Genomic DNA, 24,437 nt, shown 5'->3' on the forward strand with positions numbered 1-24,437 from the left:
AAAACGATGGCAAAAGTTATTATGATACAGGGCACCATGTCCGGTGCCGGGAAAAGTCTCCTGGTGGCGGGCCTATGCCGGATCTTCCGGCAGGACGGTTATCGGGTCGCCCCTTTTAAATCACAGAATATGGCACTCAATTCCTATATTACGAAAGAAGGACTGGAAATGGGCAGGGCACAGGTGATGCAGGCGGAAGCGGCAGGGATCGAACCGCTGGTATGCATGAATCCTATTTTATTAAAGCCTACCAGTCATACCGGCTCCCAGGTCATCGTGAACGGGGAGGTACGGGGAAATCTGTCCGCCAGAGACTATTTTGCCCATAAGACAGAACTGATCCCGGATATCAAGGCAGCCTTCCGCAAGCTGGAGACTTATGCGGATATCATTGTCATCGAGGGCGCCGGAAGTCCGGCGGAGATCAATCTGAAACAGAATGACATCGTAAATATGGGAATGGCGGCAATGGTGGATGCACCGGTACTTTTAGTGGGAGACATTGACAGAGGCGGCGTGTTCGCACAGCTTTTGGGAACCCTGATGCTGCTGACCGAAGAGGAACGGGAACGGGTAAAGGGATTGATCATCAACAAATTCCGTGGAGACAGCACGATTTTAGACCCCGGCATTCAGATGTTAACCGAACGGGGGCAGGTGCCGGTGCTGGGAACGGTACCTTATATGGAACTTACGCTGGAAGATGAGGACAGTCTGACGGACCGTTTCGATGCAAAACATGTGGGGAAGATCGATCTGGCTGTGATCCACTATCCCAGAATTTCAAATTTTACGGATTTTGATGTGTTTGAGCAGATGCCGGAGGTCAGTGTCCGGTATGTGACGAATGTAAGAGAGCTGGGAACGCCGGATCTGATATTTCTCCCCGGCAGTAAAAATACCATGGGAGATCTGAAATGGATGCGGCAGAACGGACTGGAGGCAGCGGTAAAACGGGCTGCGGGAAAAGTTCCCATTTTCGGAATCTGCGGAGGCTATCAGATGTTAGGCTGTGAGATCGCGGATCCGGACAGTGTAGAGGAAGGCGGACAGATCCGCGGCATGGAACTGCTTCCGGTACGGACAGTGCTGCAGAAGGAGAAACATCGCTGCCAGACAGATGGAACTCTGGATGCAGTGGAGGGTATTTTCTCCGGACTTACGGGATGCGAGTTCACGGGGTATGAGATCCATATGGGACAGACAGTGTATTGTAACGGGGACGGCAGCAGTGCGAAGGGGACAATGGACAAGGTAGCCAGACCGGCAAATAGTGCAGAAAGCAATCGGAGCGCTTTCTGTGCAGACGATGCCATGAGGAATACAAAAATTACAGAAAATGTAGTCAGTGACTCCACCGGCAGAATCTATGGTTCCTATATTCACGGTCTGTTCGACAAGGGGGAGATCGCCGGTCGTATGATACAGACCCTGGCCCGGGAAAAAGGCATCTCTCTGGAGGACGGCGTCTGGGAGGATTACAGCACTATTAAGGAAAGACAATACGATAAGCTGGCAGATACCCTGCGGGAATATCTGCGTATGGAGGAAATCTATGGAATGCTCAGAGAAGCCCGTATTTCATAACTATACCGTACGGGAATTGGCGCAGATCCGGATCACGCCGCCGGACGAAGCAGTGAGAAAGCTTGTGAAAAAGCATTGGGACACTCTGGCAAAGCCGCTGGACGGCATGGGCAGCTTTGAAACCATCACGGCACAGATCGGAGCCATCTTAGGGACGGAAGCGATCGATATTCGTAAAAAAGGTGTGCTGCTCTTCTGCGCCGATAACGGCATTGTAGAGGAGGGGGTGACCCAGTCCGGGCAGGAGGTTACGCTGGCGGTGGCAAAGTCCATGGCCAGGAAGGGTTCCTCAGTCTGCAGGATGGCACAGAGCATCGGTGCCGAGACCATTCCCGTGGACATCGGGATAAATAGTGAGGAATCCATCCCCGGAGTATGGAACTGCAAAGTGTGCTCCGGAACAAGAAATTTCTTAAAAGAACCGGCTATGACGGAAGAAGAGACCGTCCGTGCCATTGCCACAGGAACCAGACTGGTACGGGAGTGTAAGGAAAAAGGATACGGTATCCTTGCCACCGGGGAAATGGGAATCGGCAACACCACCACCAGCAGTGCAGTGACAGCCGCCCTATTACAGTGTGGGGCAGAGGAAGTCACCGGCAGAGGCGCGGGACTGACAGATCAGGGACTGGCTCGGAAGCAACAGGTGGTGCGCACCGCCCTGGAAACCTATGATCTGTGGCATGCGGATGCCTTCACGGTATTGCAGACAGTCGGAGGGCTGGATATTGCCGGACTGACCGGTATGTGCATCGGCGGAGCTTTGTGGCATGTGCCCATCGTGCTGGATGGCGTGATCAGCATGGCAGCGGCCCTGGTGGCGGAGCGGCTGTTCCCCGGTGTGCGGGAATATCTGATTCCTTCCCATCTCGGGAAAGAACCGGCGGCAGTGAAGCTGGCAGATGCTTTGCAGCTGTCTCCGGTGATCCATGCGGGAATGGCACTGGGAGAAGGAACCGGAGCCGTTATGATGTTCACACTGCTGGATATGGCAATGAGCATTTATGGACAGAGCGCTACCTTCTCAGAAATCAAAGTGGAACAATATAGACGTTAACAGTTCAGCCATGAACATATCCGGGCGCAAAAATCATGCTTGCATGATTTTGTGAGCGAATGGCGTGGGCTGAACATTCAGACGAACGGAGAAGCAACATGATGACACTGATCCTGGGCGGCAGTGGCAGCGGAAAATCCGCTTATGCGGAAGATTATCTGCTGCGGGCTGCCGGTGATAAGAACAAATATTATATCGCCACCATGCAGATCCGGGATGCGGAGATGCAGGCAAAGGTGGACAGGCATCACAGGCTGCGACAGGGGAAAGGCTTCACTACCATCGAACAGCCTACGGAGTTGGAGCAGGCGGTCTTGCAAATGGAACCGGCAGGAGCGGTATTGTTGGAATGTATGTCAAATCTCACCGCCAACGAAATGTTTTCCGGGGAACAGCCTGTGGATCGTCAGACGGTGATCACAAAGATTCTGCAAGGTATGGAAGGATTAAGAAAACAGGCGGATCCGTTCGTCATTGTAACCAATAATGTATTTGAGGATGGAATGATCTACGATGATTCTACGATGGAATACATCGAGGCACTGGGGCGGATCAACGAACGACTTGCCGCGGAGGCGGACGAGGTCGTGGAAGTTATAGCCGGGATCCCACAGCGGATCAAACCCGGCTCACCAGGAGCAAAAGCACAGAACCGGCAGGACAGCCGGGGGATAGAAAGGAAACAGACATGCGAATTATCAAATCGTTTTTCATAGCGTTTTCCATGTATTCCAAGATCCCCATGCCACAGTTTCAGTGGAAGGACGAGGACATGCGGTACGCCCTCTGCTTTTTTCCATGGGTGGGTGCGGTGATCGGTGCTTTGTGGTATCTGTGGAAATGGTTCTGTGACCGGTTCGCGGTGGGAACCCTGTGCTATGCTGTGGTGGGGACGGCAATACCGCTTTTGGTCACCGGGGGCTTTCATGTGGACGGTTTTTTAGATACCTGTGATGCACTGCATTCCTACCAGTCAAGAGACCGGAAACTGGAGATATTGAAGGACTCTCATATCGGGGCATTTGCAGTGATCATGCTTGCACTGTATGGACTGATTTTCCTGGGAGGATTCTCGGAGATCACGACACTGCGCATGCTTACTGTGACGGGAGCCGGATGCTTCCTGTCCAGAGTATTAAGCGGTATCGCAGTGGTGAGTTTCCCTTCGGCAAAGCAGGAGGGGACACTGTATCTGTTTGCGGATAAAGCCCACAAAAGGGTGGTAAAAAGTACTTTGTACGGACAGGGAATCCTTTGCATTTTATTTATGCTGTGGATATCTGTCGTGGCGGGAGGGCTCGCCGTGGCAGCAGCCCTGCTTAGCTTTGCGTATTATTACTATCGCAGCAAAAAAGAGTTCGGCGGCATCACCGGAGATACGGCGGGGTATTTTGTGACGTTTTGCGAAGGATGCGTGGTGGTTGCGGCAGCAATCGCAGAACATATGATGCTGACAGTGTAAAATGTATTGCCGGATAGGGTGGCGCAGAAGCACATTTGAAATGGGAGAGGGAAATGATATTAATTATTGGCGGCTTTGCTCAGGGAAAATTACATTATGTAGAGCAGCATTACGTTCAGCGTGAAGACAGGCAGGAAGTGCCGGTTCTGGATGGAACACTGAGGCTGGCATCGGATAGTAAAATAACATGGGCAACTGAGAGCGCGGTTGAAACAATGCCTGGAAAGCAGACAGAGCAGCCTACAGGGCGGCAGACGGCTGGACCGCAGGTGATCGTCAATCATCTGCACCGATATATCCGGGAGCAGTTGCGACAGGGAACAGATCCGGAGGCAATGATAGCGAATTTCTATAAGGAATATCCGGACTGCATTCTGATCTGTGACGAGATCGGCAACGGCATCGTCCCCATGGAAGCGGAGGAGAGAACTTACAGAGAATGCACCGGCAGAATTCTGGAAGGGTTGGCGGCGCAGGCAGATGAGGTGGTGAGAGTCGTATGCGGAATCGGCCAGAAAATCAAATAGAGATCCGCCTGACCCTGATCCGGCACGGAGCGACTCTTTCCAATAAAGAAGGACGTTATCTTGGAAAAACGGATGAAGCATTGAGCCCGGAAGGAATAGGAATGCTGAAAAAAGCTGTGACGGGAGGAAACTATCCGACTGCTGACCTTCTGTTTTCCGGTCCCATGAAGCGGTGTCTCGAGACAGCACAGATCCTGTATCCAGGGCAGACTCCCATTTTTGTACCGGAGTGGACGGAGATGGATTTCGGTGCATTCGAAGGACACAATTATCAGGAACTTTCCGGGGATCCGGCATATCAGAGATGGATCGACAGCGGCGGTACACTGCCGTTTCCGGAAGGCGAGAGCAGAGAGGAATTCATTCGCAGAAACGTTGCCGGATATGAAAAAATGTTATACTACATGAAAATGATCTTGGAGAGAAGTGCTGCATCTGAGCAGGGTGATTACAATACAGGATCGGAGAAAACGGAGTTGGAAAGAAGCGATGAAATTGGAGCACAGGACGCCGGGATACAAAGCGTATCCGCAGTCGTCCACGGTGGAACCATCATGGCACTGCTCAGTCATTTTCTGGGAGAGCAATATTTTAATTATCAGGTAAAATGCGGACAGGGTTATAGCGGCAGGCTGGTATTCCTGGCAGGCGGAGGAACCCCGGAGTGGAAAGAATTTCGCCCACTGTCGGAATTTACAAAAGGAGAAACATATTGATGAAATATCATATTCTGGCATTCGGAGCGGGATTTTTACTGGATCAGCTCTTTGGAGATCCCTATTTTCTGCCCCATCCCATCCGGGGAATCGGCTGGCTGATAGCGAAGACAGAAAAGACACTGCGAGCAGGCAATCCACAGGGCAATTCGACCGAGAGAGAGGGGGTGGAGCGCAGACAGGGAAACCTTCTGGTGGTGGTCGTTTTACTGTTTACGGGAATGCTGTCGGCACTGATTTTATTCGGTGCTTATGCGATGCATCCGGGACTGGGAGTGGTCATAGAAGCGGTCATGACCTACCAGATTCTGGCGGCGAGGTGTCTTCAGGTGGAGAGCAGCAAGGTGTGGAAACAATTGAACACCGGGAGCCTGGAGGAAGCCAGAAAAGCGGTATCCATGATCGTAGGGAGGGACACGGAACATCTGACAGAGGAAGGCGTGGCAAAGGCGGCCATCGAGACCGTGGCGGAAAATACGTCCGACGGTGTGATTGCCCCCATGCTGTATACTGCACTGGGAGGCCCGGTGTTGGGATTTTTATATAAGGCAGTCAATACCATGGATTCTATGGTAGGATATAAGAATGAGAAGTATCTTCACTTCGGCAGAGCCGCAGCGAAACTGGATGATGTGATGAATTTTCTCCCGGCGAGGATCAGCGCGCTGTTGATGGTCGGGACGGCTTTTATCAGCGGGAAAAGCTATAACGGAAAGCAGGCATGGCGTATCTGGCGCAGAGACAACAGAAAGCATGCCAGCCCCAATTCCGCCCAGACGGAATCCGTGTGCGCAGGAGCGCTGGGAATCCAGCTGGCGGGAGATGCCAGTTATTTTGGCAAGGTCGTGAAAAAGCCCTATATCGGGGATCCAACAAGGGCAGTGGAACCGGAGGATATCCGCAGAACGAACCGATTGATGAACCGGACGGCGTGGATCTGTGAGATTCTGTGTCTGGGGATCCTGATTGCGGTGGCAGTGTGAAAAGCAGAGTTTGGCCGGGTGTGAAAGCTTTTGATGATTTGCAGACGATAGAGGACATGAAAAGTCCTATGGTAACAGGAACCGGAAAGGAAGGAAAATGCAGCAGAACATACATGGCGGTGATATTTACAGCAGACAGATACGGCTGGATTTTTCGGTAAACGGCAATCCTTTAGGGATGCCGGATGCGGCGGTGCAGGCGATTCATGAAGCAGTGCAGCATGTGGGAGAATATCCGGATATTACTGCGGCGGCCCTGACGGAAGCCGTGAGCCGGATGTTATCCGGAGAATGTGGCAGAGAAATCCCAAAGGAGTATCTGCTGTTTGGCAACGGGGCATCAGAACTTTTTCTGGCGGTTGTGCATGCACTTAAGCCCCGGAATATTGTGATTCCCGTGCCATCCTTTTACGGATACGAGTATGTGGCGGAAGCAGCAGGCAGCCATATAAAATATGTATATCTGCCGGAAGAGACCGGATTCCGTCCGGGGCGGGAGCTGTTACAGGAGCTGACAGCGGATACAGATATGCTGTTTGTAGCGAATCCCAACAATCCCACGGGGCAGCTGATGGGCAGAGAATATCTGCAGGAACTGTTAGAGCATTGCAGGCAGCAGGGAATCACCGTAGTAGTGGATGAATGTTTTATAGAGTTCTGCGAGTCCGGCCGGGAACAGCCAAAGTTTCTGCTTGGGGAGATCGGACAGTATGAAAATCTGCTGCTGGCACGGGCCTTTACGAAAAGCTTTGCTATGCCAGGGGTGCGTCTGGGCTATCTGGTATGCAGCAACGCAGAACTTCGGGAGAAAATACGCAGGCAGCTACCGGAATGGAACCTGTCGGTGTTTGCCCAGAGAGCGGGCATCGCCTGCGCAGAGCAGTCAGAGCAATATCTGCAAGACACAGTGGAATATGTGAAAAACGAGAGAGAATATTTGTGGGAAGGACTGGAAAAGCTTGGCATCCGGGTGGTGTCCGGAGAAGTGGATTTCCTGTTGCTGTATACCACACAGCCCATCTATGACAGCCTGCTTGCAAAAGGTATCCTGATTCGGAACTGTGAGAATTTCCGGGGACTGGGTGAGGGCTATTATCGGATCGCGGTGAAGAAACATGAAGAGAATAAAGTGCTGTTACAGGAACTTGCGCAGATTACTGCTGAATGAGCTCGTTTTCTTTGCAAAGCAGTAAATAGGAGCAGCCGGAAGACGGAAAATGAATTTCGGGGGAAGGTAACTTATGGAAAAAAAGAGCATTGAATATGTATTGCCGGAAGAAATCGAGAAGCGAAGCTTTGAAATTATTGCCGCAGAACTGGCAGAGCGGGGCATCACTTTGCCTGCGGAGCAGGATCCTGTCACCCGCAGGGTGATCCATACCAGCGCAGATTTTGATTATGCGGAGACGATGACCTATTCCGAAAACGCGGTGGAGATCGCTAAAAACCTGATAAAAAACGGTGCGGATATTGTGACGGATACCAATATGGCACTGGCCGGGATCAATAAGAAGGTTTTGGCTTCTTTTGGCGGGGAAGCCCACTGCCATATGGCGGATGCGGATGTGGCGGCTATGGCGAAGGAACGGAAGACCACCCGGGCGGCCATCAGCATGGAATTGGCTTCGAAGCTGGAAAAACCAGTGATCTTCGCTGTTGGAAATGCGCCTACAGCGTTGATACAGATCTATGAGCTGATGCAGGAAAGGGACTGGCGCCCGGCATTCGTTATCGGGGTCCCTGTGGGTTTCGTGAATGTGGAAGCTGCCAAGGAGCTGATTATGGAGACGGATGTGCCCTATATCATCAATCGTGGAAGAAAAGGCGGCAGCAACGTGGCAGCGGCCATCTGCAATGCTTTGTTGTATGAATTGCGAAAAGAACAGGAAAACGTTACGCCCGGCGATTGACACGACGGATCATGATATAGTAACAGTGAGGTAGAAGACATGCGGTACGGATTTACCACAGGAAGCTGCGCAGCGGCAGCGGCCAAGGCGGCCGCCTATATGCTGCTGACCGGAAGGGAGAAAACAGAAATCACCATAGAGACACCCAAAGGTATCCCTTACACAGCCCAGATCCGCAACATCTGCCGCGAGGAGCAGGAGGTCAGCTGCGCCGTGGAAAAGGATGGCGGGGATGACCCCGATATTACCACAGGGGCGCTGATCTGTGCGAAGGTTTCTTTTGCGGAAATAACGGATAGGAAAGCCAGAGAAGAACCCGGTAGGAAGAATGGAACCGGACATGCACCTGAACAGGCACAGGTCGTGATCGACGGCGGCATCGGTGTCGGCCGGGTGACGAAGCCGGGACTGGATCAGCCCGTGGGAAATGCAGCTATCAATCACGTCCCCAGAGAAATGATCGAACGGGAAGTATTACAGGTGTGCCAGGTGCTGGATTATCGTGGAATCCTGTCGGTGGAGATCTCTGTGCCGGAAGGTGAAAAGTTGGCAGAGAAGACATTTAATCCAAGGCTTGGCATCGTGGGCGGTATTTCTATTCTGGGCACCAGCGGTGTCGTGGAGCCTATGAGCACACAGGCTATTCTGGATACGATCCGCGTGGAACTGCGGCAGCAGCGGGCACTGGGGAGAGAAGACGTGGTGATCTCTCCCGGCAATTACGGACTGGATTTTTTGAAAAACACCTATCACTATGATCTGGATAAAAGTGTAAAATGCAGTAACTTTATCGGTCTGACGATCGATATGGCGGTGGAAGAGGGATTTAAGCGTCTGCTTCTTGCAGGACATATCGGGAAACTCATCAAGGTGGCGGGCGGTATCATGAATACCCATTCCCGGGAGGGCGACTGCAGGATGGAGCTGTTGACCGCCTTTGCCGTAAAATGCGGCGTAGCGGCAGTGGATGCTGCCAGACTCCTGTCCTGTGTCACAACAGAGGAAGCTGTGCGGATTCTGGACGAGTGCGGCAGGAGACAGGAAGTCATGGATTATGCCATGGAGCGTATTTTATTTTATCTGGAGAAGCGGGCGCAGGGAAAGCTTGCGATCGAATGTATCATGTATGCCAATGATTTCGGAGCATTGGCGAAAAGTAAGGAGGCGGAGGAATGGTTTACTTTGTTGGCGCAGGAAGCGGGGCAGCAGATCTGATCACAGTGCGGGGCATGCACATGCTGCAACAGGCGGATGTCATCATCTATGCGGGATCACTGGTGAACCCGGAGCTGTTACAATATGCCAAAACAGACTGTGAAATCCATAACAGCGCAAAACTGACCCTGGAGGAAGTGCTGCAGATTATGCAGGAGGCACAGGAACAGGGGAAGATGCTGGTGCGTCTGCACACCGGAGAACCAAGCATCTATGGTGCGGTGCGGGAGCAGATGGATGCACTGGATGCATTACATATCCCTTATGAGAGTTGTCCGGGAGTCAGTGCCTGCTTCGGCGCAGCGGCATCGTTAAATGTGGAATATACCCTGCCCGGTGTCTCCCAGACCCTGATCATCACCCGTATGGAAGGACGGACCGGAGTGCCGCAGAAGGAGAGCATCGAAAGTCTGGCAGCCCATCAGGCTTCCATGGCGATCTATTTAAGCACGGGAATGCTGAGGGAACTGAGCCGCAGACTGATGGCGGGCGGTTATGCGGAGAACACCCCCGCAGCCCTGATCTACAAGGCAACCTGGCCGGAGGAAGAGGCTTATATCTGTACGGTGGAGACACTGGCACAGGTAGCGGAAGAACACGGCATCATTAAGACAGCGCTGGTACTGGTGGGGGATGTTATCACCCATGGAAATTATCAGAAGTCGAGGCTGTATGCGGCGGATTTTTCCACAGAATTCCGTCAGGCAAAAAGCAGTGTCCGGCAGACAGAGGAAAACCGGGAGGAGCAGCGTGAAGATTAGTGTGATCAGCTTTACGAAAACAGGACAGAAGATGGCGGAACGGATTCTGAAGAGCATGTGCGGTGGAGACGAGACGATTATTCTATATAGCAAATACTCCCGAAAAGAGACAGTGCAGACAGCGGAAAACAGTGGGGACGTTACAACGCAGACATTCGGGGTGATTCCGAACAAAGACAGTAACGTACCGACAGATAATACCGGGAATACAATAGCGGTACAGGAGAGTGTGTCAGCCTGGGCCGGTGAGCAGATGGCTGCCCATCATGCGCTGGTGTTCGTCGGTGCCTGCGGTATTGCGGTCCGGGCTATTGCCCCCTGGATCACGGACAAGCTGCATGACAGCCCGGTACTGGTCATGGATGAACAGGGGCAGTATGTGATCCCGCTGTTGTCCGGGCATGTGGGCGGAGCCAATGAACTGGCGGTCCGTCTGGCCGGAGAACTGGGAGCCGTCCCTGTGATCACGACAGCCACAGACCTGCATGGCAGCTTTGCGGTGGATTTGTTTGCCAAAAGAAATGATCTGTGGATCCACAACCGGGAGGGGATTGCCCGGGTGTCGGCAAAAATACTGGCAGGCGAGAAAATTACCATGTCCGTACAGACAGGGCATCTGGCAGTGGACGAGACTATTCCGTCAGAGATCAGGCTGTGTGCATATCCTCCGGTGGAAAAGGTGGATGTCCTAATAGCGGACAGCACGGAAGAAATATTTCGAAAAGAGGCAGCAGAACTGTTGTTGAAGCCGAAGAAATATATTCTGGGTGCGGGTTGTAAAAAAGGAACGGACAGTGTGAAGCTGGAAGCCTTTTTAAGAAAAATACTGGAAGAACAGGACATTGCCATAGAACAGGTCGCAGCACTGGCTTCCATTGATGTAAAGAAAGAGGAACGGTGTCTGCTGGAATTCAGCGAAAAGTACAGAATCCCGTTTCAGACCTATCCGGCACAGAAATTACAGACGGTGTACGGAACATTTCATGGCTCCGATTTTGTAAAGTCACAGGTGGGTGTGGACAATGTGTGTGAACGTGCCGCCATGAAGGCGGCGGGGGCAGATGGAAGAATCTGCAGAGCTAAGCAGGCACAGGATGGCATGACCGTGGCAATTGCCGAGAAAGCATGGAAAGTATCGATGTAATCGTAAAGACCAATCGGAAGGACAGTCAGAAAAAACAAAGATTTTTTCATGTAGCTAGGCATCCTTGGGACAATACCTACAAGTGATGGAAGCATGAGAGGATCCGGAGGGCTTGCAAATGATGGAAAGAGGAAAATCAGATGAGTAACAGAATCTATATCATAGGAATGGGTCCCGGCAGGGAAGAAATGATGACCGGAGAAGCCATCGCTGCGCTGGAGCAGGCAGATGTGATTGTGGGTTATACCGTATATGTCAAATTATTGGGAGAACGTTTTGCAGGGAAAAAGCTGCTGACCACTTCCATGCGGCAGGAGACGGAGCGCTGTGAGCTATGCTTCCGGGAGGCGGAAGCAGGAAATCAGGTGGCACTGATCTGCAGCGGCGATGCAGGCATCTACGGTCTGGCATCCCTGATGTACGAGCTGGGGGCAAAGCACCCGGAGACGGAACTGCTTGTGATTCCCGGCATCACGGCGGCCAGCAGCGGTGCGGCGGTACTGGGAGCACCTTTAAATCATGATTTCTGCGTTATCAGCCTGAGTGATCTGATGACTCCATGGGAGAAGATTGAAAAGAGACTGCAGGCGGCAGCAGTGGGAGATTTTGCCATGGCCATCTACAATCCTTCCAGCCATAGACGAAAAGATTATCTGCAGAGAGCCTGTGATATTTTACTGGAAACCATAGAAGGGAAGCGTCCCTGTGGCTATGTGGAAAATATTGGAAGAGAAGGTACCCGGGCGGTGACCTGTACGCTGCGGGAATTAAGGGACCGGGAAGTCAATATGTTCACCACTGTATTTATTGGCAATTCGGAGACGGAGATCCTGGGGGACAAGCTGATTACCAGAAGAGGCTACCAGGCAGAAAAGGGAGAAAAGGCAGAGTGAAAAAGCTTGTAATATTTGCGGGAACCACAGAAGGACGGAGATTGTCGGAGATTCTGGCTGATGCCGGAATCGCACATACGGTATGCGTGGCAACGGAATACGGTGAAATCGTAATGCGGGAACAGACGGAAAGCACAAAAGCGATGCAGACAGCCGGGCAGCCCATTGTAAACCTTCACTGCGGCAGAATGGACCGGGAGCAGATGCAGAAGTTTCTGCATGACGAAGGCTATGAGATTGTAGTGGATGCCACCCACCCTTACGCCAGGGTCGTTACGGAGAATCTGCGGGGAGCTGTGGATACACTGAAATCTTTGGAAAAAGATGCACATTTTCCCATTTACCTGCGTCTGGAACGGAAAATCGACGGGATTACAGAAGCAGATGGCATTGTTACAAATGTCCAATATTTTGAAAACAATGCAGATTGTGCGAAAGCTTTGGAGAATACAGAGGGCAATATTCTGCTGACCACGGGAAGCAAGGAACTGGCGGTGTATTGCGCTTCCGGCAGATTGAAAGACCGCCTGCATGTGCGGATCCTTCCGGGAAGAGAGAGTCTGGAACAGTGCATGGAGCAGGGAATCAAAGGCCGGCAGATCCTGGCATTGCAGGGGCCTTTTTCCACAGAGATGAACGCTGCCATCCTAAGGCAGTACGACATCCGCCATATGGTCACGAAAAACAGCGGCCGGGCCGGAGGCTGCCAGGAGAAGCTGGAAGCAGCGAAAATGCTGGGAATCCCGGTGTATGTGATTGAGCCTGCGCAGAAGACATCGGATGCTGCCGGGAATATTCCGGGGACAGACTCGTATTCGTTTGCAGGAATCTGTGGAAAACTGGGACAACTCTGTGATTGTAAGATTTCGCAGCAGGGAAGTCTGGAAATCTGCCTTGCCGGGATCGGTATGGGCAGCAGAGACTGCATGACAAAAGAAGTGCAGCAGACAATCGAAACTGCGGATATCCTGCTGGGGGCGGAGCGCATGATTGCAGACTATTCTGCCAGAATAGAAAAAAAGCCCTACTATATGGCTGCCCAGATCCTGCCCTATTTGGAAAAATTACAGGAAAGCGAGGAACTGGCACAGCAGGAGACACTTCGGGTAGCGGTTCTGTTTTCCGGAGATACCGGATTCTACAGCGGATGCAGAAAATTGTATGTGAAATTACAGGAAGCGATTGCAGCAGGACAACTGAGAGGCAGTGTGAGGATCCTGCCGGGAATTTCATCGGTGGTTTCTCTGGCGGCCCGGGTGGGAGAAAGCTATGAGGATGCCGCCATTATAAGCATGCACGGCAAGAAGCTGAACCATCTTCCGACAACTGTGGTGAGTCATGAGAAGACTTTCCTGTTGACCTCGGGAAGTGAGGATATCCGTAAGATCGGACGGATGCTTACGGAGACGGGACTGACAGATTGTGAAGTGATCGTGGGATATCAATTGTCCTATCCGGAAGAAAATATACGGATCCTGATGCCGGAGCAGTGTGTGGAGGTCACCGAAGAGGGTCTGTATACCTGCCTGATCCGCAATCCTCATCCACAGCCGGAACTCCTGACCCACGGCAGAGCGGACACCTGTTTCCTACGGGATGCTTCCGGGACGGAGGGAAAACTTCGCAGAACTCCTATGACCAAGGAAGAAGTCCGGGAAGTCAGTGTTTGCAAGCTGCACCTGACAGATGGAGCCGTAGTCTATGATATCGGCAGCGGCACCGGATCCGTGGCGGTGGAAATCGCCGGATTGTCGGAAACGGTGCATGTCTATGCCGTTGAGAGAAAACCGGAGGCGGTGGAACTGCTTCGGAAGAACCGAGAGCATTTCCATATGGACAATATGGAGATCATCGAAGCACTGGCACCGGAGGGACTGGAAGAACTGCCTGTGCCCACCCATGCTTTTATCGGCGGCAGTGGAGGCAGATTAATGGATATTTTACAGACCTTGTATCGGAAAAATCCTCATATGCGCATTGTGATCAATGCCATCAGCATGGAGACGATTGCGGAGCTTCAGGAAGTATTGGAAGCGTTTCCTGTGGAGGACGAGGAAATCCTGCAGATGCAGGTAAACCGGGTGAAGAAGCTGGGAAGCTATCATCTGCCGCAGGCGGAGAATCCGGTGTGGATCTGCTCATTTACGTTCAGGGAGGGAGAAACAGGCTCTATGAACAAAGTGAAGAAAGCGTTGCTGACCGAAGAAGAAAACGGAAACAGGAAAAATGGAGAAGTGCAGAGATGATCGGAGCACAGGAAAAAAAGATACGACGCATCATGATCGCCGCCCCGAAAAGCGGCAGCGGCAAGACTATGATCACGTGTGGATTATTGCAGATTTTTAAGGAAAACGGAGAGGATATCTCTTCCTGTAAATGCGGCCCGGATTATATCGATCCCATGTTCCACAGACAGGTGCTGGGGATTTCTGCCAGAAATCTGGACACTTTTTTCACCGGAGAGGACGGCACGAGAAGCCTGTTTCTGAGAGATCGCAGGGAAGACGAGCTTGTGGTCATGGAAGGTGTTATGGGACTCTATGACGGGCTGGGCGGAATAAGAGAGGAAGGCTCCTCCTATCATCTGGCAAAGGTGACGCAGACCCCCATCATACTGGTGGTGGATGCAAAAGGCATGGGAAAATCGGTGCTTCCTCTGATCACCGGATTTCTGGCTTATGATAAAGAACATCTGATCCGGGGAGTGATCTTCAACCGTATGTCAGCAGTTTACTATGAGATTCTGAAGCCACTGGTGGAAGAGGAACTTGGTATTGCGGTGCTGGGATATTTCCCGGAAAATAAGGACTTACAGATCGCCAGCAGACATCTTGGCCTGTGCCTGCCGGGAGAACTGGAAGATCTGCAGGGAAAGATCCGGGTCACGGCGGCAAAACTAAGGGAGAGCGTAGACATTTCGAAGCTGTTGCAGATTGCAGAAGAGGCGGAACCGCTGGGAGCTGAGAGAATAGAGAGAACCTCCCAAACCAAAAAGAAGGAACGCAGTGAAGAAACGGCAGAAGAGCAAGATCCGGATTCTGTGGAAAACGATAGGGTAAAGTGTCCGAGGATCGCTGTAGCCCGGGATGAAGCCTTTTGCTTTTATTATGAAGAGAATCTGCGCCTGCTGGAACAGACCGGAGCGGAACTGGTGTATTTTTCTCCATTGCATGACAAGGCGTTGCCGGAAAATATCCATGGGATGCTGTTGGGCGGCGGTTATCCGGAATTATATGCCGGACAGCTGAGTGAGAACAATGCCATGCGCAAGGCCATCCGGGCAGCAGTCATAGGTGGCCTCCCCACCGTAGCGGAGTGCGGAGGCTTTTTATACCTGCATACGTCTCTGACAGACAGAGAAGGACATTCCTTCCTTATGGCAGGAGTGCTGCCTGAAAAATGCTTCGATACCGGAAGCCTGGTGCGCTTCGGATATATCGAACTGGAAGAGAACAGTGAATATTTTCTGCCCCGGGGCAGCCGCATCCGGGCACATGAATTTCACTACTATGACAGTGAAGATAACGGCGTAGACTGTACCGCAACTAAACCAACCATCGGAAGAAACTATCCCTGCATCCATGTCGGTGAGAACCACTGGTATGGTTTCCCCCACCTTTATTATCCTTCCTGCCCCGAGTTCGCAGAGCAATTTGTGGAAAAGGCTGCGCAGTACAAAAATCGTTTTAAATAGCAGGATATTTGGCGGTATCTGCAAAAATTGTGCAAGAAAAATAAAAAAACACTTGCATCGTACATCGATGTACGGTGTACAAAGAAATGGGGAAGTATTTCGGATGAAATACGTTGAAAGGACGAAACCGGCTGGCGAGAGTTGGGTTCGTCCTTTTTTGCAGAAAAATTCTCAAAAACAAAAAAATGTGTTATAATCGTAATATCTTTTTAGGTACGGAGGATAAAGTTATGGAAAAATCAAAGGTATATTTTACAGATTTCAGAACCCGTCTGGGAGAGGGACTTCCCAGTAAGTTAAAGCGCCTGATGAAGGCGGCGGGGATTCAGGATATGGATATGGATCACAAGTTTGTTGCCATCAAGATGCACTTCGGTGAGCTGGGCAATCTGGGATATTTACGTCCCAATTATGCCAAGGCGGTAGCAGATGTGGTGAAGGAACTGGGAGGAATTCCTTTCCTGACGGACTGTAATACCCTGTATCCCGGCAGCCGTAAGAATGCCATCGAGCATATGTACTGTGCCTGGGAGAATGGTTTCACACCGTTGACGGTTGGGTGTCCTGTGATCATTGGTGATGGTCTGAAGGGAACGGATGACATTGAGGTGCCGGTAGAGGGCGGCGAATATGTGAAAAATGCTAAGATCGGCCGGGCCATTATGGATGCGGATGTGTTTATTTCCCTGAATCATTTCAAGGGGCATGAAACGGCGGGCTTCGGCGGTGCTATCAAAAATATCGGTATGGGCTGCGGATCCAGAGCCGGCAAAATGGAACAGCACGCTCAGGGCAAACCGGAGATCAATGAGAATTTGTGCCGTGGCTGCAAACGATGCATGAGAGAATGTGCCAATGATGGACTGGTATACGACGAGACTACCCATAAGATGCATATTGATCATAACAAATGCCTGGGCTGTGGACGCTGTATCGGTGCCTGTAACTTCGATGCAATCCATAGCGGTTACGATGCGGCAACAAAGGATTTCAACTGCCGTATGGCAGAGTATGCGAAGGCGGTCGTGGACGGCAGACCGAACTTCCATATTTCTCTGGTGGTGGATGTGTCTCCGAACTGTGACTGCCACCGGGAGAATGATGTACCCATCCTGCCCAATATCGGTATGTTCGCCTCCTTCGATCCTCTGGCGCTGGATCAGGCCTGTGTGGATGCCTGCCTGAAGCAGACACCGCTGCCGAACAGCCAGCTGACGGATGCCATGGCAAAAGAGGGCTTTTGTGATCACCATGATCATTTTGAAAATACCACTCCCAATGCGGAGTACAAGACCTGTCTGGAGCATGCGGAGAAGATTGGCATCGGCAACAGGGCGTACGAACTTATTGTTATGAAGTAATTTCAGAAAGGATGGGCTCATGCGTCCCATGGTAAGCATCATTGTTCCGGTATACAATGCGGAGCAATATTTACGACGCTGTGTTGACAGCATTTTGAATCAGGAATACACGGATTTTGAATTGTTTCTGGTAAACGACGGCAGTACGGATTCCTCCGGTGACATCTGCGAGGAATACGGCAACAAGGACACAAGAGTCATTGTGATCCAGAAGGAAAACACCGGAGTCTCCGACAGCAGAAATCTGGCATTGGATCGTGCACGGGGAAAATATCTGCAATTCTTAGACAGCGACGACTGGATCACGCCGGATGCCACAAGACTGTTCGTGCGGGCGGCGGAAGAGTATGGCTGCGATATGGTCATTTCAGACTTTTACCGCGTGGTGGGAGAGCGTCTGTCCCCCAAGGGAGACATTGAAGAGGAGGGTGTGCTCACCCAGGAGGAGTTCGCGGCACATATGATGGAGAATCCGGCAGACTTTTACTATGGTGTGTTGTGGAACAAACTGTACCGCAGGGATCTGGTGGAGGAGCACAGTCTGCGGATGGATACGAATATCAACTGGTGTGAGGATTTTCTGTTCAATCTGGAATATATCCGTTACGCGAAAGTATTCTATGCCCTGCATGCCCCAATCTATTATTATGTGAAGCGCAAAGGCTCACTTGCCAGTCAGGGAATCAGCATCTCCAAGACGGTAAAGATGAAGTTGAATGTCTTTGAGTATTACAATAACTTTTACAAGCATGTGCTGGAAGAAGAGGACTACGAGAAGAACCGTTTGCAGGTATATCGTTTCTTCATTGATGCGGCAGGAGACGGAACCGTGCCGCCTTCCATCCTGCCCGGATCCAAGAAGCTGGGAGACGAGAGAGTCTTTGTCAACACCGAGATCCTGCAGGCCGAGGGACCGGCGGGGGATGCTTACCGTAAGCGGAAGCTTCTGGAACATTATCTGGAGCCGGTGGCATTAAAAGGAGATCTGAAGGTAGCGGATGTGCGGTTGCTTCTGTGCCTGTGTGAAAAGCACGAGTGGGACAGCAGACGGGAACTGGCGGATTTCGCCGGAATCTCCCGCACGAACCTGACCAGCGGCTTGCAACGCCTGACCATGAAGGGCTTCTTGAAAATAGAGGAAGTGAAGGAACCCAAGCCTTCCAGAAAAAGCAAGGCAGCCGGAGAAGTACAGGGAAAAGCGGAAAAGCCGGAGACAAGGCGCAAAGACCGTAAAACCAAGGTCACAGTGACGATCCTTCCCACTGCGGAAGCGGTCATGAAGGAACTGGCACTGGCACAGCGGGATTATGATGAGGCGAGATTTGCGGGATTTACCGAGGAAGAACTGATAAAATACGCAGATCTGTCGGAGAAAATAAAAGAAAATACAAAGAGGATTCTGGGATAATATTCCTTCGCCCTATAAATATCACTCAATATTCTTACGAATGCGAGCATTCGACGTATATTGGGTGATATTTACATGGATCGGAATATTTTATATTTTGTTAATTGACATCGCCCCTTCCAAAAAGTTATGATAAATAAGTATATAAAAATGTGAGGGAAAGGAAGGTATTTGGATGAAGAAAAACGAAGAGTATATGTTGGAACATGCCGGATTGTGCAGAGCGGCAGATAGATTGGAACCCCAGATGTTCGACGAATACGGCGTACAGAGGGGACTGCGTGACAAGAACGGTAACGGCGTAGTCGCAGGCCTTACCAATATTTCACGGATCGAATCCTTCAAAATGGAAGACGGCAAAAAAGTTCCCTGTGAAGGTAAGCTGTGGTATCGCGGCTATGACTGCATCGAGCTGGTCAACGGCTTCCGGGGTGATCATTTCGGATTCGAGGAAGTGGCTTATTTACTTCTGTTCGGTAAGCTGCCGAACCGTGAGGAACTGAAACATTTTAACGATATTCTTGCGTCCAGCAGAACTCTGCCGACCAACTTCACCAGAGACGTCATTATGAAAGCCCCCAGCAGTGATATTATGAATTCACTGACCAGGAGCGTTCTGACACTGGCTTCCTATGATAAAAACTGCAGCGACACTTCCATTGAAAATGTATTAAGACAGTGCCTGGGACTGATTGCTGTGTTCCCCATGCTGGCAGTCTACGGCTACCATGCATATAATCACTATTCCAACGATGAGAGTATGTACATACACCGTCCCCAGAAGAAGCTTTCCACCGCAGAGAATCTGCTGATGATGCTTCGCCCGGACAAACAATACACCGAACTGGAGGCGAGGGTACTGGACACCGCACTGGTGCTGCATATGGAGCATGGCGGTGGTAACAACTCCACCTTTACCACCAGAGTCGTGACTTCTTCCGGATCCGATACTTATTCTGTCATTGCGGCAGCACTTTCCTCCCTGAAGGGACCCAAACATGGTGGTGCCAATATCAAAGTCGTAGAGATGATGCGGGATATCGAAGCACATGTGTCCGACTGGACAGATGAGGATGCGGTAAGAGCATATCTGAACAAGATTCTGAGCAAAGAAGCCTTCGACGGCAAGGGACTGATCTATGGTATGGGGCATGCAGTCTACTCCCTGTCTGACCCCAGAGCCCAGGTATTCAAGAGCTTCGTGGAAAAACTGGCGGTAGCCAAGGGCAGAGACAAGGATTTCGCCCTGTATTCCATGATCGAGCGGATCGCACCGGAGGTCATTTCCCAGAAATCCCGGATCTACAAGGGTGTCAGCGCCAACGTGGATTTCTACAGCGGTTTCGTATACAGCATGTTGGAGATTCCTCTGGAACTGTATACCCCGATCTTCGCCATTGCCAGAATCGTAGGATGGAGTGCACATCGTATCGAAGAGCTGATCAATATGGATAAGATCATTCGTCCCGCTTACAAGAGCGTAATGCAGGAACTGGAATATGTTCCTTTGGATCAGAGATAAATTATCAAATAATAAAGGACTGCGTATTTTGCGCAGTCCTTTGCTGAATTACTATGGAGAACAGATCGGGGAACCTATGAATAGATCTTGCGGATAATGGATACGATCTCTTCAGCGGATTCTTTGGAATCCTCCAGAATCCAGGTGACATAAATATTGTAGAGGGAACCGGAGAAGGCTCGGAGCGTGTAATAAAAATCCTGCCCCTTGTCTTCGGTATAATAGGTATCCAGAATGTAGCCGTCCAGTGCCTGTAACAGCAGGTGCCCCAGACCGGTCTGCACCAGACAGGCAATGAATTCTTTGTAATGATTGAAATATTCATAACAATGCAGCATATTGCGGGAGTCATTGTAATTGCCCTTGTCCGGCCATGTCGCAACATCCTGACGGTAGGATTCTACCAGATCCTTCAGATAACTGCTGAAGATATCATCCAGAGAATGGTAATTGCGATAATAGGTCATGCGGGAGACACCGGCACGCTCGGTCAGCTCGGTAATTGTAATATTGGACAGGGATTTGGTCTTCAGCAGCTGGATCAGAGCCTGTACCATACAATCTCTGGAAAAAAAGTTGGAATTCTTTGTGGACATGACGGATCACCTTCTTTATGATTTCTACCTAATAATGTAACGATTCAGACCTACATTCGCAAAATCGCCTCTATGAGGCTTCCTTGGAGAACAGGCCGGCCTGTTCTCTGCTCATTGTGGTTACTTCGCTATATAAATCATATCAAATGTTCTTACGAATGCAAGCATTCGACGTACATGTTGACATGATTTGCATGGCTCTGAATAGTTACCATATAATTATATGATGTCGGGGTCAAAAGCCCCCGACTTTGATGCCTACGGATTGTTCCGTGCTACGCACTCCTACAATCCTACCCAATATTCGCATATCGTGGGATTATCATCCCACTTTTATGCTCATATCGGGGCGGGTCCTAAGGTCTTTCACCCACCTATGAGCAAGCTCATGTGGGCTTAGACCTTTTGACCCTGGCATCATTATATAGAACGTAACACAATCCGGCGAAATACGCAAGGAAAGTTCCTTACGGAAAGGAGCGGCATATGGCAGGAACGGTAATAGAATATTTGCAAAAATACGGAGACATTTCTTTTCGGGAAAAACCTCTGAATGATGTGGACAGTCTGGCATTGTGCCAGCTCTCTTATCTGAAATTCGACGGGATGGTCAGCGATGTGCGGCACAATGGCCCTTCCGTGACCCTGCGGGAGATTGCAGAGCGTCCGGACGTGGACAAACTGTTCGGGGATGTCCGTTTTGAGAAGGAGAACCGGGCGCTGTTCGAAGGAATGTTAAGCGGCAGACGTTTCCGGGATATGAAGCTGAACTGCTATATCAATCTGGTGGAAAAGGAATGGGAGACCCAGTTCTCCGCCATCACTTTTATTCTGGATGACGGAACCCTGTTTCTGGCATTCCGGGGAACGGATGAGACTATCGTAGGCTGGAAGGAAGATTTCAACATGGCATTTCTGTCACCGGTGCCGGGGCAGGAGTACAGTGTAAAATATGTAAATATGGTCACCGGATGGCTGCACCAGCCCTTTTATATCGGAGGGCATTCCAAGGGCGGCAATCTGGCAGTCTACAGTGCCATGAAATGCGCCCCTTTTGTGCAGAAACGGATCCAGAAGATCTACAGTCTGGATGGGCCTGGATTCCGGCCGGAAATGCTGAAGGAGTGTCACTATAATGCCATCGAAGGCAAGGTGGTGAAGCTGTTGCCACATTCTTCCATGATCGGTATGATTTTCGAGCGGGATATTCATTACCGCGTGGTGGAGAGCAACAGCCATGGGCTTTTGCAGCACGATCCTTTTTCCTGGCTGGTGGAGGAGGACCATTTCGTGGATGTGGGTGACATTTATGAGAGCCAGAAGATCATGAATGAAGCACTGAACGAATGGATACTGTCCTTAAATGAAGAACAGGTCCGCACCTTCGTGGAAACACTCTATCAGGTCATCTCCGCATCCCAGGCGGATGATCTGATCACGTTTACCGCTGACTGGAAAAAGAGTATGAATGCGGTGGTTACTGCACTGAAGGAAGTGGACGACCAGACCGCGGAGATGCTGCGGGGAATCATCCGCTCCCTGTTCGAAATCGCCAAAGTCAAGGTCAGAGAGGAGCTGGCCCCGGCGAAAAAGCCCGGGCGCAGATTCAGAAATAAGAAGAAAGAAGAGAAAGCAGAGGCTCACCGGCCTGTTCCGGAAGACGCTCCGGATGCCACTGCAGCCCAAGGATCGGCAGCTCGTCATGCTCCAAGGCTTCGGGGCAGCCGTCATCGGGGCAGCGCTGAATGATCTTCAGATGCTGACCTAAGCGGTCGATCCTCTGATGGTGGGCGCTGTTGACGTGCATTTCGACAGGAAAATACTTGAAAAGACGGGAATCTTCCGTCATAATGGACGTATGGAATGCATCACCGGAAGGGATACTGTGCAGGAAATCTTCCGACATATCCTGCAAAATAGTGCCACCGAAGGCAACATTGATGACCTGCATGCCCTTGCAGATCCCGATTACGGGGATCCTGGCGGCAATGGCTGTGTCAAGGGCCTGAAATTGCAGGATGTCCAGTTCGGTGTCAACAGTACGGGAACCTTTGTTTTTTTCTCCGAAGAAAGCCGGAGTGATATCTCCGCCGCCCGGCAGAATCAGGGCATCACAGGAGGTGACTTCCCCGGGGACCAGTGTGGTTACGGTTCTGGCGGGAAGTTTCGAAAAAAACGTCTCATAATTGCCCGTCTGGGATTTGCGTCCCAAAATGACTAATTTTGTCATATGATTTTCTGATACCTCATTTTTTATAGTTAATATATGCCATAACTTTTCATTTTTGCATGGAACAAATTAGCAAAAATGTATCTTACGTTTTTCAATAAATAGGAGTAAAATAGCAACGACCGTGAGGGAGTGAAAGCTCTTTCAAGGATGTTCACGGAAAGGAAGTGGTATTATGGAGGAATTGGCATCAGAACTGCTCAAGGAACTGAATTGTGACACGGCTTTTTCCATTAAGCTTCCGGCAGGTCTACCCCTGATCGGTGGAGTACAGCTGGACATTGCGGAATCGGTCGTTATCACCTGGGTGGTCATGGCAGTCATTCTGATCTTGTCGATTATCCTTACAAGCAACCTCAAAGTACACAATGTCAGCAGACGACAGCTGGTGGCAGAGACGATCGTGACAAAGCTGGAAGGCATTGTTACGGGAATGATTGGAGAAGAAGGCAAACGGTATGTACCGTATCTGGTTAGCGTACTGTTGTATCTGGGCATATCCAATATCATTGGATTGTTCGGTATGAAGCCCCCTACCAAGGATCTGAACGTAACGGCGGCACTGGCCCTGATGAGTATCGTTCTGGTGGAAGCCGCAGGTATCCGCAAAAAAGGTGTGGGCGGATGGATCAAGAGCTTTACCGAACCCATCGCGATCGTAACACCTATCAATATCCTGGAGGTGTTCATCAAGCCCCTGTCCCTGTGTATGCGATTGTTTGGTAACGTTTTGGGAGCATTCGTTATCATGGAGCTGTTGAAGCTTCTGGTTCCGGTAGCATTGCCGGTACCCTTCAGCTTTTACTTTGATATTTTTGATGGATTGATTCAGGCATATGTATTTGTATTCCTGACATCCATGTACATTAAGGAAGCCATTGAGTAACTGGATAACTATTCAGAGCTATTTTGCGAATGCGATTATGAATAGTTATGAAACACTAATTCACACAAAAACGGAGGAAAAGAATTATGATAGCTATTGGAGCAGGTATTGCAGCACTGGCATGTATCGGAGCAGGTATCGGTATTGGTATCGCAACAAGTAAAGCAGCAGAGGCAGTCGCAAGACAGCCGGAAGCAGAGAGCAAGATTACCAAGATCTTACTGTTAGGTGGTGCGCTGGCAGAGGCAACCGCTATTTACGGATTCGTTATCGGTATCCTGATCATTCTGTTCATGGCATAACTATCCGAAGCCGGAAACGTCACAGACAAGCGTCAAATGCCTGTATTTGTAAGCTGTTTTGTGACGATTTACGACGACTAAAACTCCATGAGCAAAAAGAAAGCTCAGAAAGAGCGTTTTGCGAATGGAAGTTTCGGATAGTTATAAGGAAATTAGAAAGCGAAACGTAAGAAAGGATGAAAG

At 50.6% G+C, this 24,437-nt stretch carries 22 protein-coding genes and 1 pseudogene; 21 read left to right on the forward strand and 2 right to left on the reverse strand.

Features of this window, described 5'->3' with window-relative positions:
- Positions 1-6: 6 nt before the first annotated feature.
- From DW835_RS08390 to DW835_RS08475, 18 genes are all read left to right on the forward strand, one after another.
- The gene (locus DW835_RS08390; protein ID WP_118730964.1) at positions 7-1,587 is read left to right on the forward strand and encodes a cobyric acid synthase; all 1,581 of its coding nucleotides are present in this window, start codon (positions 7-9) and stop codon (positions 1,585-1,587) included.
- Positions 1,556-2,644 carry a nicotinate-nucleotide--dimethylbenzimidazole phosphoribosyltransferase gene (gene cobT / locus DW835_RS08395; protein ID WP_118730965.1) on the forward strand — a complete coding sequence of 363 codons (1,089 nt, stop codon included), beginning with the start codon at positions 1,556-1,558 and terminating at the stop codon, positions 2,642-2,644. Before DW835_RS08390 ends, cobT begins: the two co-directional genes overlap by 32 nt.
- 98 nt (positions 2,645-2,742) lie before the next feature.
- Positions 2,743-3,360: a bifunctional adenosylcobinamide kinase/adenosylcobinamide-phosphate guanylyltransferase gene (locus tag DW835_RS08400; RefSeq protein ID WP_118730966.1), complete on the forward strand. Its 618-nt coding sequence runs from the start codon at positions 2,743-2,745 to the stop codon at positions 3,358-3,360.
- A complete protein-coding gene (locus DW835_RS08405; RefSeq protein ID WP_118730967.1) occupies positions 3,333-4,106 on the forward strand; it encodes an adenosylcobinamide-GDP ribazoletransferase in 774 nt (257 codons plus the stop codon). The genes DW835_RS08400 and DW835_RS08405 overlap by 28 nt, the downstream gene beginning before the upstream one ends.
- A gap of 53 nt (positions 4,107-4,159) precedes the next feature.
- Entirely contained in the window at positions 4,160-4,633 is a 474-nt protein-coding gene (locus tag DW835_RS08410) for a bifunctional adenosylcobinamide kinase/adenosylcobinamide-phosphate guanylyltransferase (RefSeq protein WP_118504647.1), read from the forward strand.
- Positions 4,606-5,349 (forward strand): histidine phosphatase family protein, encoded by a 744-nt coding sequence (locus DW835_RS08415; RefSeq protein WP_118504645.1) that lies wholly within the window; start codon positions 4,606-4,608, stop codon positions 5,347-5,349. Before DW835_RS08410 ends, DW835_RS08415 begins: the two co-directional genes overlap by 28 nt.
- On the forward strand, positions 5,349-6,332 hold the full coding sequence (gene cbiB, locus DW835_RS08420; protein WP_118730968.1) for an adenosylcobinamide-phosphate synthase CbiB: 984 nt from the start codon (positions 5,349-5,351) through the stop codon (positions 6,330-6,332). Before DW835_RS08415 ends, cbiB begins: the two co-directional genes overlap by 1 nt.
- Before the next feature lie 97 nt (positions 6,333-6,429).
- Positions 6,430-7,500 (forward strand): histidinol-phosphate transaminase, encoded by a 1,071-nt coding sequence (locus tag DW835_RS08425; protein WP_118730969.1) that lies wholly within the window; start codon positions 6,430-6,432, stop codon positions 7,498-7,500.
- Between the two features lie 73 nt (positions 7,501-7,573).
- Positions 7,574-8,242 carry a precorrin-8X methylmutase gene (locus DW835_RS08430; protein WP_118730970.1) on the forward strand — a complete coding sequence of 223 codons (669 nt, stop codon included), beginning with the start codon at positions 7,574-7,576 and terminating at the stop codon, positions 8,240-8,242.
- Between the two features lie 39 nt (positions 8,243-8,281).
- Positions 8,282-9,457 (forward strand): cobalt-precorrin-5B (C(1))-methyltransferase CbiD, encoded by a 1,176-nt coding sequence (gene cbiD / locus DW835_RS08435; protein ID WP_118730971.1) that lies wholly within the window; start codon positions 8,282-8,284, stop codon positions 9,455-9,457.
- The gene (gene cobM, locus DW835_RS08440) at positions 9,415-10,218 is read left to right on the forward strand and encodes a precorrin-4 C(11)-methyltransferase (protein ID WP_118730972.1); all 804 of its coding nucleotides are present in this window, start codon (positions 9,415-9,417) and stop codon (positions 10,216-10,218) included. Before cbiD ends, cobM begins: the two co-directional genes overlap by 43 nt.
- On the forward strand, positions 10,208-11,362 hold the full coding sequence (locus DW835_RS08445) for a cobalamin biosynthesis protein (RefSeq protein WP_118730973.1): 1,155 nt from the start codon (positions 10,208-10,210) through the stop codon (positions 11,360-11,362). The genes cobM and DW835_RS08445 overlap by 11 nt, the downstream gene beginning before the upstream one ends.
- A 140-nt stretch (positions 11,363-11,502) precedes the next feature.
- Positions 11,503-12,255 (forward strand): precorrin-3B C(17)-methyltransferase, encoded by a 753-nt coding sequence (gene cobJ / locus DW835_RS08450; RefSeq protein ID WP_118730974.1) that lies wholly within the window; start codon positions 11,503-11,505, stop codon positions 12,253-12,255.
- On the forward strand, positions 12,252-14,501 hold the full coding sequence (cobK, locus tag DW835_RS08455) for a precorrin-6A reductase (RefSeq protein ID WP_118730975.1): 2,250 nt from the start codon (positions 12,252-12,254) through the stop codon (positions 14,499-14,501). Before cobJ ends, cobK begins: the two co-directional genes overlap by 4 nt.
- Entirely contained in the window at positions 14,498-15,949 is a 1,452-nt protein-coding gene (locus DW835_RS08460) for a cobyrinate a,c-diamide synthase (protein WP_118730976.1), read from the forward strand. Before cobK ends, DW835_RS08460 begins: the two co-directional genes overlap by 4 nt.
- Before the next feature lie 230 nt (positions 15,950-16,179).
- Positions 16,180-17,310: a DUF362 domain-containing protein gene (locus tag DW835_RS08465; protein WP_117465810.1), complete on the forward strand. Its 1,131-nt coding sequence runs from the start codon at positions 16,180-16,182 to the stop codon at positions 17,308-17,310.
- Between the two features lie 28 nt (positions 17,311-17,338).
- On the forward strand, positions 17,339-18,718 hold the full coding sequence (locus tag DW835_RS08470; RefSeq protein WP_347559365.1) for a glycosyltransferase: 1,380 nt from the start codon (positions 17,339-17,341) through the stop codon (positions 18,716-18,718).
- Positions 18,719-18,893: 175 nt separating this feature from the next.
- Positions 18,894-20,240 (forward strand): citrate/2-methylcitrate synthase, encoded by a 1,347-nt coding sequence (locus tag DW835_RS08475; protein ID WP_118539108.1) that lies wholly within the window; start codon positions 18,894-18,896, stop codon positions 20,238-20,240.
- Positions 20,241-20,314: 74 nt separating this feature from the next.
- Here the strand turns inward: DW835_RS08475 and DW835_RS08480 are convergent, their stop codons facing one another.
- Positions 20,315-20,836: a TetR/AcrR family transcriptional regulator gene (locus DW835_RS08480; RefSeq protein WP_117465813.1), complete on the reverse strand. Its 522-nt coding sequence runs from the start codon at positions 20,834-20,836 to the stop codon at positions 20,315-20,317.
- A gap of 732 nt (positions 20,837-21,568) precedes the next feature.
- Here DW835_RS08480 and DW835_RS18400 point away from each other — a divergent pair.
- Positions 21,569-22,228 (forward strand): annotated as a pseudogene (locus DW835_RS18400) (Mbeg1-like protein); the annotation flags it as partial.
- Positions 22,229-22,442: 214 nt separating this feature from the next.
- Here DW835_RS18400 and DW835_RS18405 read toward each other — a convergent pair.
- A complete protein-coding gene (locus DW835_RS18405; protein ID WP_118730978.1) occupies positions 22,443-23,066 on the reverse strand; it encodes a gamma-glutamyl-gamma-aminobutyrate hydrolase family protein in 624 nt (207 codons plus the stop codon).
- Positions 23,067-23,241: 175 nt separating this feature from the next.
- On the opposite strand from DW835_RS18405, the gene DW835_RS08495 reads away from it, so the two are divergent.
- Both DW835_RS08495 and atpE read left to right on the forward strand, forming a co-directional pair.
- Positions 23,242-23,952, forward strand: a complete 711-nt coding sequence (locus tag DW835_RS08495; protein WP_022312933.1) for a F0F1 ATP synthase subunit A — start codon at positions 23,242-23,244, stop codon at positions 23,950-23,952.
- A gap of 86 nt (positions 23,953-24,038) precedes the next feature.
- On the forward strand, positions 24,039-24,254 hold the full coding sequence (gene atpE, locus DW835_RS08500) for an ATP synthase F0 subunit C (RefSeq protein WP_022154739.1): 216 nt from the start codon (positions 24,039-24,041) through the stop codon (positions 24,252-24,254).
- Positions 24,255-24,437 lie beyond the last annotated feature (183 nt).

This window comes from Clostridium sp. AM34-9AC, assembly GCF_003480225.1.
In the GTDB taxonomy this organism is placed as follows: Bacteria; Bacillota; Clostridia; order Lachnospirales; family Lachnospiraceae; genus Acetatifactor; species Acetatifactor acetigignens.